This is a genomic window from Streptomyces sp. AM 2-1-1, assembly GCF_029167645.1.
Lineage (GTDB): Bacteria > Actinomycetota > Actinomycetes > Streptomycetales > Streptomycetaceae > Streptomyces.
The window spans coordinates 3,589,521-3,605,219 of the sequence record NZ_CP119147.1; the positions used below are offsets into that span (position 1 = coordinate 3,589,521).

The window sequence follows — 15,699 nt, forward strand, 5'->3', positions numbered from 1 at the left end:
GGGACATCGACATCCTTCTATGTGATCTCCATCACAGAACCAAAGGGGCATTCGATGGCAGAAGGATCATTCATTGGCATCCGGTGACACTCAGGCCCACTTCGCCTCCTAGGAATCCTTGGATACTCACTGGCTGCTGGCACGCAGTGCCGCGCGCGACCGTGACCACGCGTCAGGAGGCAGGCGTAATGTAAACGCCACAAGGCCGCCTTCGATTCGAAGGCGGCCAAGGAACAGCTTTGTATGCGGACCCCAGATCCGCCGAAGCTCACATCAAGGAGAGAGCCCTTGACGCACACCGAAGACATTAGCGTGCCGCTGCCCGAAAACAACAGTGGGGGTAGCCCGTTCGACAGAATCATGCTTCTGGACCACCACGGCGAGGAGCGCTGGTCTGCCCGCGACCTCCAGCAGATGGCGGGCTACGCGAAGTGGCAGGAGTTCGAGAAGGTCATCGCGAAGGCGAAGCTCGCTGTGAGCAATAGCGGCATGGAGCCCCTTGATCACTTTACGGGCGCCCGTAAAGTGATTGCCGGGGGCAGGTGGGGCCGCCAGGAGGTCGACGACATCCGCCTGACCAGGTTCGGCGCTTACCAGGTCGCCCTCAACGGCGACGCCTCCAAGCCCGAGATCGCCGCCGCCAAGACGTACTTCGCTGTGAAGGCCCGCGAGGCCGAACTCGCGGCGAAGCCGGACGTCGGCAGCGCCGAGGGCATCCTGGCGCTCGCCGAGCAGTACGTCGTCGCCGCGAAGGAACTCGTCGCCACGAAGGCCGAACTCGCCATCGCTGCGCCGAAGGCCGGCAAGTGGGACGCGTTCTGCAACAGCGACGGCCTGATCGACATGGGCACTGCGGCGAAGGCGCTCACGACGCTCACTGGCGGCCTCGGGCGGACGAAGTTCATGGACCGCCTCCGGGAACCCGACCTGCGCTTCCTCCAGGTGCAGAACCCGCGCATCCCCTACGAGGTCCACATCACCGCTGGCCGGGCGGAGGTGAAGCTCGTCCACGCGAACTACCAGTGGGTTGAGCAGACCTTCCTCACGCCGAAGGGCCTCGACTGGCTGTCCGACCGCCTCGGCAGCAGAGACGCGCTCCCGGTCACCTGAACCTGACGAACCACCTCGCCCCCGTCTGGCCACGTGCCGGGCGGGGCGTTTCGTCATGCCCGGGGTCAGTCCCGCCGGAGGAGAACCCGCTCCGGCCGGCACACGTCGCACCCGGGTGTCCCCGCGGCGAGGTGAGCGGCCGCGTCCTCCCGGGTGAGCGGGCGCATCTCTCCGCCCTCGGCCCAGCAGTCACCGCGGTGCACCGCCTCGGGGCCTCCGAGCCCGATCCGGGCGAGGCCCCATGCCGGCGGCGCGGGCGCACGGTGGGGCTCCTTCGCGGCGGGCGCGGCCGGTGGCGGCACCCAGGGCGCCTTCTGCCGCTCGGATGCCGCTATCGCCCGGTCGACCTCTTCGAGTTGGAGAGCCAGGTAGGTGCGAAGAGTGCGGAGGCGGGCGGCATCCGGTGGCAGGTCGGACATGCGTTCGATTCTACGTCTCGTGCGCCACCTGCCTTCGGCCGCAGAGCCTTCACCTGGCTACACGGGCGGCCCGAGCGGCACCCGGGCGTCGGTCTCCCACTCGTACATCTGCCGGTCCCGACCGAGAACGATGAGTTCAGCCGCCGTGATCCAGGCGGTGGCGGCTGGCACGTCGAGCGCAGCAAGCCCACCGGCGATGGGCGCGGCCGGGCCGGCGCCGGAGGAGTAGGCAACGGACACGTGCGGGCGGAAGCCATCGGCGCGCTCGGGCACCTCCGGCAGGACGTCGCCGATAGCGGCCCGGACCGCGTCCCGCACGGCGTGGACCGGTTCGGCGGGCCGGGCGGGCAGGAGGATCGCCTCGGGGTCGAGGACGACCGGCCCGGCGCCGAGCTGGATCTCGAAGGCAGGCACCGCCGCCAGCCGATCTTGAGCTGCCGACACGACCTGGTCCACGGTGGCCGCGTCCACCTCGTCCACGAAGCCGATGCCCTGCATCGTCAGGTGCAGCCACGGGTCGGGGATGAGGGTCAGACCGTCAAGGTGAGCGAGGCCAGCCCGGTATGCGGAAGCCGCGCGGTGCACGTCCTCCTGGCCGTCGAACGTCAGATGCCAGGTGTAGAACCGCCGACCCGGCTCCCACCCGGGCCGCCACCACCAGTGATCACGCATGTTATCGAGTCCTGTGGTCATGGCCAGAGATCAAATCAGCTCGGGCTGCCTCCTGGCGAGAGGGCGTACCTCGGGGCGGAATCGGCGCACCATGCGTCGATCTGGCCGCGGAGGCGCACTCCGGCGGCGCCCCCTGCCCGAGTTCGGGCCATCGAGGCGGAGAGGTCGCGCATCCGCACGGTGACGGGCTCCAGGCGGTGGTCGGCGGGGAGGTCGAAGACGCTGTGGAGGGCGTGTCCGGCGCCGTCCGTGTCCTGGAGCGCGAGATGGGCTTGGGCCATGGCGATCTGCATCTGCGCGGTGGTTCCGTACGAGTGCGCGGGCTGGGTGCCGAAGGCGGCCTCTGCGGTGCGCAGGGCGCCGGCGGGGTCGCCGGTGCGGAGCAGGGTGGCGGTGACGTAGTTCGCGTGGCGTACGGGTGGGCAGCTGAAGAGGCCGCCGACGTCGTCTAACGACGCGGCACGCTGCTCAGCTTCATCCGCCCGGTGCAGCGCCGTCACGGCTTCCGCGCGAGCTCCAAGGAGCGACCAGGAGTCCGCTTCCTGGCAGGCGAGGAGTACGGCGACGGACCCTGTGCGGGCGTGCTCACCGCCGCGTCGAGCGTGGAGGACCGCATCGCGGAGCCTCCCGTCCCAGAGGGCGATCTTGCTGCGGGTGGAGCAGACCCAGGCGTGGAGGTCGTGGTCGCCGGCGAGCTCCGCGCAGAGCATCGCGGTGCGCCCGTGGGTGTCGGCGTCGCGGAGCTGGCCGAAATCGCTGCTCATCCAGGCGAGAAGGGCACACAGGTACCCGGCGGCCACGTACAGGTCCCGGGACTGTGCGGGGTACTGGCGGCCTTCGAGGAGCGCCCAGACGCGGTCGCGGAGGCGGCGTGTGCTGCGGAAGACACCGGCCGGATCCTGGGTGAGGTAGTCGGCGGCGAGACCGCGGGTGTCCGCGAGGAGTTGCTCCAGGGCGAGGGGGCCCACGTTGGTCGCCTCGGCCCACTGCGCCCACGCTGCGGACTCATCGGCGGCGGTGTGGATCAGGGAGACACCGGTGGGCTCCGGGTTTGGGATCGGGGCGGGGTCTGCGGTCGGGGTGTCCGGCATGGCGGGGTGCGGGCGCCGAAGGAGGGCGGCTTCCGCCGGGGGAAGGGCGCGCCAGTCGTCTAGGTCGAGCAGCTGCTCGACGGTGCAGCCGTAGGCGCGGGCCAGCGCGGTGAGGACTGCGACTGAGGGCCGCCTGGCCGAAGGACCAGGCCATTTTTCCCACTTCGCGACGAGGGACGCGTCGGCGGCCACGGTTTCTCCAGCGCGCGCGGCTTCCTGCTCCAGGCGCTCGCCGGCGTGCTGGAGGGTCCAGCCGTGGGCGTGCCGCCATGCTTCGCGGGCCCGGAGCCGGAAGCGCGCGCGCATCTCGGTGACCGTTTGCTCGGTGGTACAGCCGGCGGCAGCCATTTCGTGGCGGAGGCTGTCTCGATCGGCCTTGCTGCCGACCGGTCGTGGTGGCGTCATCGCTCTCCCCAAGTGCGCGGTGCACCCAAGGTAGCCATCCGGCTACGCGTCGAGCACAAGATCGGTCAGACCTGTACCCCCCTATCGTCCAAAAAGTGGTTTCAAACTTGGTAGAGGCGCAGGTCAGATGCCATCTTGAGTGCCAGGAATCGTGGACATCTGTGCCCGCGACTTCCGAGCCCAGCGGTGGGACCTTCGTGGCATGGAGCAGTTCCTTCATCAGGACCGTGTGGCCGCATGGCTGACGCAGGGTCACCCTGCCGAGCGTGGCGGTGCCCGAAGTTGGCGCTTCGATGACGTGACCGTCGTCCCGCTCGGCGGTACGTACGAGGCGGTACGGATTCCCGTCTTGACGGTCAGGGCCGCGGCAGGCTCGTCCGTGTGGAGCGCTGTCGCTGACCGCCTCAGTGAACTCTTGGGCGGGCCGGCGTTCTACACGACGACGTACCTCTACGCGCTGGTGCCTGTGGGGACGGCGGACAGCTGGTCGTACGGCCCTGCTGCTCCGTGTCTCGGTCTGTCGACGTATCTCGGTGTGCCGCGGCTGCCGCGCGCCGGAGAGCCGCAGCAGGGCCACGCGGGATGGCTCCAACCCCCCAGGCGCCCCGGCGACCTGTGCGTGCCGGCGGCGGTAGCTGCGCTCGTGGAGCTCGGCACGGCGGCTGAGCAGCAACTTGCTGACGAATTGCCGACCCCCCTTGGGAGGATTCAGTGACAGCAGCCCGTGCGGTGGAGGATGCCGCCTATCGCCTGTACCTGATGCACACCGTCGAGTGTGCGCGGTGCCGGTCCGGCGGCAGGTGCCAACAGGTGTCCGCGCTCAAGCAGGCATGGAGGGCAGCCCGATGACCGGGTCCCGCATCTGCATCGACTGCGACAAGGCGATCATCGGAGTGCCCGTCGTCGTCGCCGATGGGCACTCCATGTCCGGCGCCCGGCCCGACATGTACGCCCATGCCGACGGCGATGAAGCGTGCCAGCCGCCCGCGCGCAGCCGCGGCGGACAACACCGGCGAGCGATGGCCGAGGAGGCTGCTAACCGCCGCTGAAGCCCCCGCTCGTACCCAAGGTCGGCGGCGGCAGGGTGCGGGCGGGCCTACCGCTGCTCGCGGACGAGGTCGGCGAGCGGGGTGTCGAGCGCTGCGGCCAGGCGGAGCAGCATCGAGAGGCTCGGGTCGCTGATGCCGTACTCGCTGCGGTGCACCGTCTTGTGGTCCAGGCCGGCGCGTTCCCCGAGCCGTATCTGCGTGAGGCCAGCATCGGTGCGGGCGGCGCGCAAGCGGCGGCCGACTTCCTCCCGACGGGGTAGCACCCAGTCCGGGAGCGGCTCGGTCGTCATCCCCCCACGCTGAAATGATCACGGCTGAATGTCTCTACCTGATCAGGTAAATCTCGGGATCATGGACCGGCCTGGTCGCGTTGTGATGTGCGTCCAACACGACCAGGTCCCGCTCGGCCATTTCCGGCCGGGCCGAACCGCCCCACCCCTTGCGCGGGGTGGGGCGGTTTACTGTGTCCAGCAGAACGCCCCCCTGCCGGTGAACTCGGCAGGGGGGCGTCTTCCGACCCGGAGCCTCCCGAGCATCCGGGACGGGTCTGTCTGGGGCTGTGCGTCAGGCGGCGGACCGAAGACCGCCTCCCCACACGTCACTCTACGCAGGGGCACAGACGATCTACAGGGTGTAGGTCAATGTCCACAGAGTCATGACACGATGTGCGATTCAAGGAAGATCACGCTCCGGCGTACGCCCCCACCACACCAGGATTTGGTAGAGGGTGCGAACCCCGAGCCGGTCGCGGAGGGCGGCCAGTTCCTTGGCGACGGTGCGTTCAGCCATGCGTAGACGCGCACCTGCCTGTCTCTGCGACTGCCCCGCCTCCAGTTCGCGCAGCACGGCTCGCTGACGTGCGGTGCTCACAGCGTCCGTGGCCGCCCTGCTGAGGGCCTGCCAGGGGGTCGCCCGGGACCAGTAGTCGGCGAAAATGCTGCGGGCCCACATCACAGCGCTGCGATCCGAGACATGCCACCCGGAGTGGGCCTCCGCGCCCTCGACGACGAAGTTGTCAATGAAGAGGTGCAGGCGGTCCAGGAGCACCATCCGGGGAAAGGGGGTGCCGAGCACCCGGATCTCCGCCCCCGCCTCAACCAGCGTGTCGACGTGCTCGGAGGTCTGGGGGTGGTCGGCGACGCGGGCGGTGTAGAGGGAGCGGACCTGGACGCCGCGGCGGCATGCGTCTGCGGTGCGCTCGGCTCCGCCCCGGAGGGTCTCGGGATCACGGTCGGCTGGCTCGCCGGGCTGCGCCGTGTAGATCTCCGTGTCCGATGCATCGGTGAGGGGGCCGATCCGCGCGTTCATCAGCGCCGGCGTCCCCAAGTATTCGCTGCCGGGGCCCCCGTAGAAGCGATGGGGGTCGTACAGGTTGGCAAGGCCCTGGACGGCTGGGATCTGCGAGATGCGCTCGACGGTGGCCGTGAGGTCGGCGAGGGCGCTGGTCATCAGTTCACGGGCGACAGAGCGTGGGTCGCGGGCCAGATGGCGGCCAGGGCAGTAGGGGTCGTCGGTGAGTAGCTGGAGGGCATGGAGTTCGGCCACGGCGGCTTCGTCGGCGGCTTTCTCTCCGGCAGCGACCGCACGGTACGTTTCAACGGCGCTCTCCGCGAGTAGCGCGTGTCTACTTTGCCCAACTTCCGTCATTTTTTCCCCCGTTCGCGGCGTGCCGGAAACAGCACGTGCATGTTTCAGCATGGCATGTCGCTTGGCGGGCCGACCCCTCCGTGCCAGAGTGATTACACGGCGTTTGAAGCGAACGTCCGTTCGAAAGGAGGGGTCTCGATGTCCCGAAGGACGATCGCCACCCTGTTTGCCTCCGTCCTGCTCAGCGGCGTGGCCGTCACCGGCCTCACGGCTACGGCCTCGGCGGAGGACGCCTCGACCGCCACGGTGGAGGACGTCGGCTGGGGCACCCCTCCTGCGAACCCCCCGGCCCCGACGCCCAGCGCGACGCCGACCACGGGCACGAACGACGTGGGCTGGGGCTGAGCACCCGCCATCGTCCGGTCGAGGTACTCGGGAGGTCCGCGACCGGAACATGCCAGCGCCCCCTGCCGTCTCAATCGGCAGGGGGCGCTGTGCTGTGGTGCCCAGAGTATTCCGGTACCGGCTCCACGGATACGGGCCGGACCAGCAGGAAGTTACGCCTGCTGGAAGCTGCCGAGGGAAGAAGTTACGGGGCAGTAGCGGGGTAGCAAGATCCACCAATGTAGAAGGCCGGTAGATCCTGGGGATCTACCGGCCTTCTGACCAGGCGTTATGCCTCGGTGGGGCTAACAGGATTTGAACCTGTGGCCTCATCCTTATCAGGGATGCGCTCTAACCAACTGAGCTATAGCCCCGCCGCGCTGCTGCGCTGACTTCTGAAGATTAGCGCACGTCGGGGCCAGTCCCAAAATCGATAGCCCGCGGGTTACTCGTCCTCGGCCAGCGTGAGCTCCACGCCGCCCACGAATCCCGCCGACAGGTTGTAGATGAAGGCGCCCAGCGTCGCCAGCGCGGTGGCCAGCACCACGTCGATCACCGCGATGACCGACGTGAAGACGAGGACGCGCGGCAGCGAGAGGAACGACTGCAGATCGAAGCCGTTGCTCTCGTTGGACCCGGTCGCCTCACTGATGGTGCCGCCCACGGTGGAGAAGACGCCCATGGCGTCCATCACCATCCACAGGACCGCGGCCGCGACCACGGTGCAGATGCCGAGCGCGATGGAGAGCAGGAAGCTCACCTTCATCACCGACCACGGGTCGGCCTTCGACACCCGCAGTCGTGCCTTACGGGTACGCGGAGTGGTCCGCGCCCCTGTCCGCGGCAGACGTACGCCCTGCCCGCCGGTGGCCTGTCGGCCCCCCGCCGGCGACTCGTACGCCTGCGGCGGGTGGTACGGACCCGCCGTTCCCTGCGCGGGCTCCCGCTCCCCGGGCAGCGGCCCGTTCGCGTAGCCCTCGTACTGGGGCTGCGGGCCCCGAGTGTCCGTCACAGTGCCCCCTTGGGAGTCCGTGGCAGGGCCACGGGCACCGTTCGCTCCGTCTTCGGAAGCGGCCGAATCGGCGCCCGTGGCTCCACTCACGCTTTACTCCTCGTGCTCCCCGGTCGAGGGCTCCGTGCCCTCGACAGTGCCCTCGGCCAGACCTTCGGCCGATACCTCGTCCGAACCGTCCTCGGCCTCGGAGGTCCCATCGACCTCTTCCGCCTCACGGCCCGCCTCGGCGTTGCGCGCGATGCCGACGACGGCATCCCGCTTGCCCAGATTGATCAGTTGGACGCCCATGGTGTCACGGCCCGTCTCCCTGACTTCATTGACTCGCGTGCGAATCACACCACCGCCGAGGGTGATGGCGAGGATTTCGTCCGTCTCCTCCACCACCAGGGCCCCCACGAGGGTCCCGCGGTCCTCCACGATCTTGGCGGCCTTGATGCCCAGACCGCCACGTCCCTGGACGCGGTACTCGTCGACGGGGGTGCGCTTCGCGTACCCGCCGTCGGTCGCGGTGAAGACGAACGTACCGGGCCTGACGACGTTCATCGAGAGCAGCTCGTCGCCTTCGCGGAAGCTCATGCCCTTGACGCCCGAGGTGGCGCGGCCCATCGGGCGCAGCGCGTCGTCGGTCGCGGTGAACCTGATCGACTGGGCCTTCCTGCTGATGAGCAGCAGGTCGTCGTCGGCCGACACCAGCTCCGCGCCGATCAGCTCGTCGTCGCTGCCGTCCGCGGTCTCCCGCAGGTTGATCGCGATGACACCGCCGGAACGGGGCGAGTCGTAGTCCTTGAGCGCCGTCTTCTTCACCAGGCCGCCCTTGGTGGCCAGGATGAGGTAGGGCACCGCCTCGTAGTCGCGGATCGCGAGGATCTGCGCGATCCGCTCGTCCGGCTGGAAGGCCAGCAGGTTCGCCACGTGCTGGCCCCGCGCGTCCCGGCCGGCGTCCGGGAGTTCGTACGCCTTCGCGCGGTAGACCCGGCCCTTGTTCGTGAAGAACAGCAGCCAGTGGTGGGTCGTCGACACGAAGAAGTGGTCGACGATGTCGTCTTCCTTCAGCTTCGTGCCCCGCACGCCCTTGCCGCCGCGCTTCTGCGAGCGGTAGTCGTCCGTCTTCGTGCGCTTCACGTAGCCGCCGCGGGAGATCGTGACGACGATGTCCTCTTCCTGGATCAGGTCCTCGATGGACATGTCACCGTCGAAGGGGACCAGCTTGGAACGCCGGTCGTCGCCGAACTTCTCGACGATCGCCGCCAGTTCCTCACTGACGATCTGGCGCTGCCGCTCGGGCGAGGCCAGGATCGCGTTGTACTCGTTGATCTTCGCCTGGAGCTCGTCGTGCTCCGCGGTGATCTTCTGGTGCTCCAGCGCGGCCAAACGGCGCAGCTGCATCTCCAGGATCGCGTTCGCCTGGAGCTCGTCGATCTCCAGGAGGCCCATCAGGCCCTCCCGCGCCACCTCCACGGTCTGGCTGCGCCGGATGAGGGCGATGACCTCGTCGATGGCGTCCAGGGCCTTCAGGAGGCCACGCAGGATGTGCGCCCGCTCCTCCGCCTTGCGCAGCCGGAACTTCGTGCGCCGGACGATGACCTCGATCTGGTGCGTCACCCAGTGGCGGATGAACGCGTCGATCGAGAGGGTGCGCGGCACCCCGTCGACGAGCGCCAGCATGTTGGCGCCGAAGTTCGTCTGGAGGTCGGTGTGCTTGTAGAGGTTGTTCAGCACGACCTTGGCGACCGCGTCGCGCTTGAGCACGACGACCAGGCGCTGACCGGTGCGCGAGGAGGTCTCGTCGCGGACGTCCGCGATCCCGCCGATCTTGCCGTCCTTCACCAGGTCGGCGATCTTCTGCGCGAGGTTGTCCGGGTTGGTCTGGTACGGAAGCTCCGTGACGACCAGGCACTGCCGGTTCTGGATCTCCTCGACCGCGACGACCGCGCGCATCGTGATGGAGCCGCGACCGGTGCGGTACGCCTCCTCGATGCCCTTGCGGCCCACGACCAGCGCGCCGGTCGGGAAGTCCGGGCCCTTGATGCGTTCGAGCAGCGCGTCCAGGAGCTCCTCGTGCGAGGCCTCCGGGTGCTCCAGGTACCACTGGGCGCCGGCCGCGACCTCGCGGAGGTTGTGCGGCGGGATGTTGGTCGCCATGCCGACCGCGATACCGGCCGAACCGTTGATCAGCAGGTTCGGGAAGCGCGCCGGCAGGACCACCGGCTCCTGGTTGCGGCCGTCGTAGTTGTCCTTGAAATCGACGGTCTCCTCGTCGATGTCGCGGACCATCTCCATGGAGAGCGGCATCATCTTGCACTCGGTGTACCGCATGGCGGCGGCCGGGTCGTTGCCCGGGGAACCGAAGTTGCCGTTGGAGTCCACCAGCGGCATGCGCATCGACCAGTGCTGCGCGAGGCGCACCAGGGCGTCGTAGATCGAGGAGTCGCCGTGCGGGTGGTACGTACCCATGACGTCACCGACGACGCGGGCGCACTTGTAGAAGCCCTTCTCGGGGCGGTACCCACCGTCGTACATCGCGTAGAGCACCCGGCGGTGGACGGGCTTGAGGCCGTCCCGCACGTCGGGGAGCGCACGCGAGACGATGACGGACATCGCGTAGTCGAGGTAGGAGCGCTGCATCTCCGTCTCGAGCCCCACGGGCTCGACACGCATGCCCACGCCGGCCGCGGCGGGCTGTTCTTCCGGTGTCACAGGGGTGTTCTCGTCGGCCATTGCTGGTCAAAGTCCTTTCGGGCGGCGGCTTGCTTGTACGGCCGACTCAGATGTCGAGGAAGCGGACGTCCTTGGCATTGCGCTGGATGAACGAGCGCCGTGCCTCGACGTCCTCCCCCATCAGCACCGAGAAGAGGTCGTCCGCCTGCGCCGCGTCGTCGAGGGTGACCTGGCCGAGCACCCGGTGGTCGATGTCCATCGTGGTGATGCGCAGCTCCTCGGCGTTCATCTCGCCGAGGCCCTTGAAGCGCTGGATCGAGTCTTCCCTGATCCGCTTGCCGTTCTGCTTGCCGAGCGCCACGAGGGCGTCCCGCTCGCGGTCCGAGTAGGCGTACTCGAAGTCGTCCCGGCCCCACTTGATCTTGTAGAGCGGCGGGCGCGAGAGGTAGACGTGACCGGCCTCGACCAGCGGGCGCATGAAGCGGAAGAGGAAGGTCAGCAGCAGGGTGTTGATGTGCTGGCCGTCGACGTCGGCGTCCGCCATCAGGATGATCTTGTGATAGCGGAGCTTCTCGATGTCGAAGTCCTCGTGCACCCCGGTACCGAACGCCGAGATCAGCGCCTGGACCTCGGTGTTCTGGAGGATCTTGTCGATCCGGGCCTTCTCGACGTTCAGGATCTTGCCGCGGATCGGCAGGATGGCCTGGTACATCGGGTTGCGGCCGGACTTCGCCGAACCACCGGCGGAGTCACCCTCGACGATGAAGATCTCGCACTTCGTCGGGTCGTTCGACTGGCAGTCGCTCAGCTTGCCCGGCAGCGAGGCGCTCTCCAGCAGGCCCTTGCGGCGGGTCAGGTCACGCGCCTTGCGGGCCGCCACCCGGGCCGTCGACGCGGCGATGCCCTTGCGAATGATGTCGGCCGCTTCGTTGGGGTTGCGGTCGAACCAGTCCGTGAGCTGCTCGTGGACGACCTTCTGCACGAAGGTCTTCGCCTCCGTGTTGCCCAGCTTGGTCTTCGTCTGGCCCTCGAACTGCGGCTCGCCCAGCTTCACCGAGATGATCGCGGTGAGGCCCTCGCGGACGTCCTCGCCGGTGAGGTTGTCGTCCTTCTCCCGGAGCAGCTTCTTGTCGCGCGCGTACCGGTTGACCAGTGAGGTCAGCGCGGCGCGGAAGCCCTCTTCGTGAGTACCGCCCTCGTGCGTGTGGATCGTGTTGGCGAAGGAGTACACGCCCTCGGTGTACTGCGTGTTCCACTGCATGGCGATCTCGGCCGAGAGGAGTCGCTCCTTGTCCTCGGCCTCGATGTCGATCACCGACTGGTGGATCAGGTCGCCCTTGCGCGAGTTGAGGTACTTCACGAAGTCGACGATGCCGCCCTCGTAGTGGTACGAGACGGTGCGCGCCGGCGGCTCCTCGGCGCTCGCGCTGGCCTCGGCCTCGTCGGCACCGACGGTCGCCTTCGCCGACTCGCGCTCGTCGGTGAGCTTGAGCGTGAGGCCCTTGTTGAGGAACGCCATCTCCTGGAAGCGGCGCGCGAGGGTCTCGAAGGAGTACTCGGTGGTGTCGAAGATGTCCCCGTCGGCCCAGAAGCTGACCGAGGTCCCGGTCTCCTCGGTGGCCTCGTGCTGGGCCAGCGGCGCCGTCGGCACGCCGAGCTTGTACTCCTGCGTCCAGCGGTGGCCGTCGGTCTTGACCTCGACGGCGACCCTGGTGGAGAGGGCGTTCACGACGGAGACACCCACACCGTGCAGACCGCCGGAGACCGCGTAGCCGCCGCCCCCGAACTTGCCGCCCGCGTGCAGGACCGTCAGCACGACCTCGACGGCGGGCTTGCCCTCGGAGGGCACGATGCCGACCGGGATGCCGCGTCCGTTGTCGACGACCCGGACGCCGCCGTCGGCGAGGATCGTGACGTCGATCGTGTCGGCGTGCCCGGCGAGGGCCTCGTCGACGGAGTTGTCGACGACTTCCTGCACGAGGTGGTGGAGTCCACGCTCACCGGTCGAGCCGATGTACATGCCGGGTCGCTTACGGACCGCGTCCAGTCCTTCGAGGACGGTGATCGCGCTGGCGTCGTACGAGGCGGTGACCTCGCCGTGTTCGCCGGCTGTGGACGGGTTGTTCTCGTTGGGGTTGCCGGAATCGGCCACGAAGCGCCCTTTCTGGCACAGCACAGGCCGTTCTCCGGCAGGAGGAGCGGCTGCGTCGTTCGGCTGGTAATCGACGACACCCGCTCAGTAGCGGGATTGTTCATCAGTCTACCGCTAGCGCCGACCCGAATGGGGGTTTGCGGGTACCTGAGTCCGCATGTGCCGCCCTGAACCGGCGGCTGACGACTCCCCATATCCGGGACGGGGCCCTGAGAGGCTCACGCGGGCATTGAGCGCTTCCGCCTGTCAACCTCCCACTACGGTGAGGGACACCCGCTCGGCCCTCCGAGGTTTCAACCACCGCAGAACGGCACAAGCCGGAAGTCCTCGGGGCGCCGGCACCGCGCGGGCACCCGGATGCCGGACGGCGAAAAGGGCCCGCCGACCGGGTCGACGAGCCCTGGACATCCGGGCCGGAAACCGCCCCGGGGGAGGCGGCCCCTCACGGGGCCCGGCCCGGTGCGGACGGCGGACCGTCAGCCGTACGTGTCGCCGGGACCGGTCGAACCGGGGGCGCGCAGCGGCCCGTACCGGCGCTGCGGTCCGCCGGGACCGAGCACCTTGATCACGCGGACCGTGCCCTGCCCGAGGTCGGCGTTGAGCCGCGCCACCAGCTGGGGCGCGAGCAGCCGCAACTGCGTCGCCCACGCCGTCGAGGTGCACTGGACCGTCAGCACCCGGGCCTCGGGTGCCTCGTCGTACTTCAGCGGTACGCAGTGCTTGGCCAGGTCGGCGCCCACGATCTGCGGCCACCGGCCCATCACGCCGCCCACCGCGGCGGGCGTCTCCCAGCCCCGTTCGGTGATCAGCCGGTTGATCGCCGAGCCAAGGGCCAGCGGGTCCCGGCCGTCGGACCGGGCGCCGGAGCGCAGTCCGCCCCCGCGTCCGGCCTGTCTGCGCTGCTGGACCGCCGCGCCGCGCGCCGCGGCCTGCTCCTTCGCCGCCCGCAGCGCCACCCGGGCCAGGTCCACCCCGGAGGGCTCGGGCGCTTTGCCCGCGGAGCCCTTCCCGCCGGCCCCACCGCTCTCGGCCCTACCGCCGTCCGCCGCGCCGCTTCCGGGGGTTTCGGGGACGCCCCGCGGACCGTCTTCCCTCCCGCTCACAGCCGGGTCACCTCGCCGGCCGCGACCTCGTACCGGGTGCCCGCGAGGACCCCCGGCACGTCGTCGTCCACGGCGGCCGTCACCAGTACCTGCTCGGCCGGCGCCACCAGCTCCGCGAGGCGCTCGCGGCGCCGCGCGTCCAGCTCGGCGAAGACGTCGTCGAGGACGAGCACCGGTTCGTTGCCCTCCGCCCGCAGCAGCTCGTACGAGGCGAGCCGCAGCGCCAGCGCGTACGACCATGACTCGCCGTGGCTCGCGTACCCCTTCGCGGGCATCTGGCGCAGGCCCAGCAGCAGGTCGTCCCGGTGCGGACCGACCAGGGTCACCCCGCGCTCGATCTCCTGCTTCCGTACGCCGGCGAGCGCGGCCAGCACCTGCTCGTACAGCTCGTCGCGGGTGCGGGCCGGGTTCTCGTCCACCGAGCTGCGGTACTCCAGGCCCACCGGGCCGCCACCCGGTGCGACGTCGCCGTACGCCTTGTCGGTGAGCGGCTGGAGGACGGCGATCAGGTCGAGCCGCTGCGCGAGCAGTTCGGCTCCGACCCGGGCCAGGTGCTGGTCCCAGACGTCGAGCGTGGACATGTCCATGGAGCGGCCACCGTGGCGGCGGGCCATCGCGGCGGACTTCAGCAGGGTGTTGCGCTGCTTCAGCACCCGCTCGTAGTCGGAGCGGACACCCGCCATCCGGGGTGTGCGGGCGGTGACCAGTTCGTCGAGGAACCGGCGCCGCTCCCCGGGGTCGCCCTTGACCAGCGCCAGGTCCTCGGGGGCGAAGAGCACGGTCCGCAGGATGCCCACCACGTCACGGGGCCGTACCTGCGAGGAGCGGTTGATCCGGGCGCGGTTGGCGCGGCCCGGGTTCAGCTCCAGTTCGATCAGCTGGGAGCGCTCGCCCTGGGTCACCGAGGCCCGGACGACGGCCCGCTCGGCCCCCATCCGCACCAGGGGGGCGTCCGAGGAGACGCGGTGGCTGCCGAGGGTGGCGAGGTAGCCGACCGCTTCGACGAGGTTGGTCTTGCCCTGGCCGTTGGCCCCCACGAACGCGGTGACGCCCGGGTCGAGAGGAACCTCGGCCCGGGCGTACGAGCGGAAGTCGGCCAGCGAGAGATGCGTGACGTGCATGGTCGCGGGCCTTCCGTCCGTCCTGCTGTGCGTGCGTACTACTTCTTGTTCTCCACCGCGTGGCCACCGAACTGGTTGCGCAGCGCGGCGATCATCTTCATCTGCGGCGAGTCGTCCTGGCGCGACGCGAAGCGCGCGAAGAGCGACGCGGTGATCGCGGGCAGCGGCACCGAGTTGTCGATGGCGGCCTCGACCGTCCAGCGGCCCTCGCCCGAGTCGGCGGCGTAGCCGCGCAGGCCGTCCAGGTGCTCGTCGTCGTCCAGCGCGTTGACCGCGAGGTCGAGCAGCCAGGAGCGGATGACGGTGCCCTCCTGCCAGGAGCGGAAGACCTCGCGCACGTCGGTGACGGAGTCGACCTTCTCCAGGAGCTCCCAGCCCTCGGCGTAGGCCTGCATCATGGCGTACTCGATGCCGTTGTGGACCATCTTCGCGAAGTGGCCGGCACCGACCTTGCCGGCGTGGACGGAACCGAACTCGCCCTCCGGCTTGAGCGCGTCGAAGATCGGCTGCACCTTCTCGACGTCCTCGGGCTTGCCGCCGTACATCAGGGCGTAGCCGTTCTCCAGGCCCCAGACACCGCCCGAGACGCCGCAGTCGACGAAGCCGATGCCCTTGATGCCCAGCTCGACGGCGTGCTTCTCGTCGTCGGTCCAGCGGCTGTTGCCACCGTCGACGACGATGTCGCCGGGCTGCAGCAGCTCGGAGAGTTCGTCGATGGTGGACTGCGTGGCGGCGCCGGCCGGGACCATGACCCAGACCACGCGCGGGCCCTTCAGCTTGCCCACGAGCTCTTCGAGGCTGTGGACATCGGCGACGTCCGGGTTCCGGTCGTAACCGATGACGGTGTGGCCAGCGCGGCGGATGCGCTCGCGCATGTTGCCGCCCATCTTGCCGAGGCCGACGAGACCGAGCTCCATCAGAGATTCCTTAAAC

Annotated in this window: 15 protein-coding genes and 1 tRNA gene; 4 read left to right on the plus strand and 12 right to left on the minus strand. The window is 69.2% G+C overall.

Translation table 11 applies throughout. From position 1 onward, the window contains the following. Positions 1-360: 360 nt before the first annotated feature. Positions 361-1,110 carry a phage antirepressor KilAC domain-containing protein gene (locus PZB77_RS15585; protein ID WP_275493207.1) on the plus strand — a complete coding sequence of 250 codons (750 nt, stop codon included), beginning with the start codon at positions 361-363 and terminating at the stop codon, positions 1,108-1,110. A gap of 65 nt (positions 1,111-1,175) precedes the next feature. Here the strand turns inward: PZB77_RS15585 and PZB77_RS15590 are convergent, their stop codons facing one another. From PZB77_RS15590 to PZB77_RS15600, 3 genes are read right to left on the minus strand one after another with little or no spacing between them, the layout of a single operon-like run. After that, complete coding sequence (locus tag PZB77_RS15590; RefSeq protein ID WP_275493208.1) at positions 1,176-1,529, minus strand: DUF6233 domain-containing protein; 354 nt, start codon at positions 1,527-1,529, stop codon at positions 1,176-1,178. A 57-nt stretch (positions 1,530-1,586) separates the two neighbouring features. After that, the gene (locus PZB77_RS15595) at positions 1,587-2,201 is read right to left on the minus strand and encodes a 2'-5' RNA ligase family protein (RefSeq protein WP_275493209.1); all 615 of its coding nucleotides are present in this window, start codon (positions 2,199-2,201) and stop codon (positions 1,587-1,589) included. 35 nt (positions 2,202-2,236) lie between these two features. Continuing rightward, positions 2,237-3,598: a helix-turn-helix transcriptional regulator gene (locus tag PZB77_RS15600; RefSeq protein ID WP_275493210.1), complete on the minus strand. Its 1,362-nt coding sequence runs from the start codon at positions 3,596-3,598 to the stop codon at positions 2,237-2,239. Positions 3,599-3,899: 301 nt separating this feature from the next. Between PZB77_RS15600 and PZB77_RS15605 the strand changes: the two genes are divergently transcribed. Both PZB77_RS15605 and PZB77_RS15610 read left to right on the plus strand, forming a co-directional pair. Further along, positions 3,900-4,412, plus strand: a complete 513-nt coding sequence (locus PZB77_RS15605) for a hypothetical protein (RefSeq protein WP_275493211.1) — start codon at positions 3,900-3,902, stop codon at positions 4,410-4,412. 130 nt (positions 4,413-4,542) lie between these two features. Next, on the plus strand, positions 4,543-4,746 hold the full coding sequence (locus tag PZB77_RS15610; RefSeq protein ID WP_275493212.1) for a hypothetical protein: 204 nt from the start codon (positions 4,543-4,545) through the stop codon (positions 4,744-4,746). A gap of 47 nt (positions 4,747-4,793) precedes the next feature. Here the strand turns inward: PZB77_RS15610 and PZB77_RS15615 are convergent, their stop codons facing one another. Together PZB77_RS15615 and PZB77_RS15620 are read right to left on the minus strand one after the other, a co-directional pair. Continuing rightward, positions 4,794-5,036 (minus strand): helix-turn-helix transcriptional regulator, encoded by a 243-nt coding sequence (locus PZB77_RS15615; RefSeq protein WP_275493213.1) that lies wholly within the window; start codon positions 5,034-5,036, stop codon positions 4,794-4,796. A gap of 382 nt (positions 5,037-5,418) precedes the next feature. Then, the gene (locus PZB77_RS15620) at positions 5,419-6,444 is read right to left on the minus strand and encodes a LuxR C-terminal-related transcriptional regulator (RefSeq protein WP_275493214.1); all 1,026 of its coding nucleotides are present in this window, start codon (positions 6,442-6,444) and stop codon (positions 5,419-5,421) included. A gap of 87 nt (positions 6,445-6,531) precedes the next feature. Between PZB77_RS15620 and PZB77_RS15625 the strand changes: the two genes are divergently transcribed. After that, positions 6,532-6,738 (plus strand): hypothetical protein, encoded by a 207-nt coding sequence (locus PZB77_RS15625; RefSeq protein WP_275493215.1) that lies wholly within the window; start codon positions 6,532-6,534, stop codon positions 6,736-6,738. A gap of 279 nt (positions 6,739-7,017) precedes the next feature. Here the strand turns inward: PZB77_RS15625 and PZB77_RS15630 are convergent. From PZB77_RS15630 to gnd, 7 genes are all read right to left on the minus strand, one after another. Further along, positions 7,018-7,091: transfer RNA gene (locus PZB77_RS15630), tRNA-Ile, on the minus strand. A 71-nt stretch (positions 7,092-7,162) separates the two neighbouring features. Further along, on the minus strand, positions 7,163-7,729 hold the full coding sequence (locus PZB77_RS15635; RefSeq protein ID WP_275493216.1) for a DUF3566 domain-containing protein: 567 nt from the start codon (positions 7,727-7,729) through the stop codon (positions 7,163-7,165). Positions 7,730-7,822: 93 nt separating this feature from the next. After that, positions 7,823-10,450: a DNA gyrase subunit A gene (gene gyrA / locus PZB77_RS15640; protein ID WP_275493217.1), complete on the minus strand. Its 2,628-nt coding sequence runs from the start codon at positions 10,448-10,450 to the stop codon at positions 7,823-7,825. A 46-nt stretch (positions 10,451-10,496) separates the two neighbouring features. Beyond that, a complete protein-coding gene (gyrB, locus tag PZB77_RS15645; RefSeq protein WP_275493218.1) occupies positions 10,497-12,566 on the minus strand; it encodes a DNA topoisomerase (ATP-hydrolyzing) subunit B in 2,070 nt (689 codons plus the stop codon). Between the two features lie 452 nt (positions 12,567-13,018). Then, the gene (locus PZB77_RS15650) at positions 13,019-13,513 is read right to left on the minus strand and encodes a DciA family protein (protein WP_275496079.1); all 495 of its coding nucleotides are present in this window, start codon (positions 13,511-13,513) and stop codon (positions 13,019-13,021) included. Between the two features lie 128 nt (positions 13,514-13,641). Further along, positions 13,642-14,766 carry a DNA replication/repair protein RecF gene (gene recF / locus PZB77_RS15655; RefSeq protein ID WP_275493219.1) on the minus strand — a complete coding sequence of 375 codons (1,125 nt, stop codon included), beginning with the start codon at positions 14,764-14,766 and terminating at the stop codon, positions 13,642-13,644. A gap of 38 nt (positions 14,767-14,804) precedes the next feature. Next, complete coding sequence (gnd, locus tag PZB77_RS15660; protein WP_275493220.1) at positions 14,805-15,683, minus strand: phosphogluconate dehydrogenase (NAD(+)-dependent, decarboxylating); 879 nt, start codon at positions 15,681-15,683, stop codon at positions 14,805-14,807. Positions 15,684-15,699: the final 16 nt, after the last annotated feature.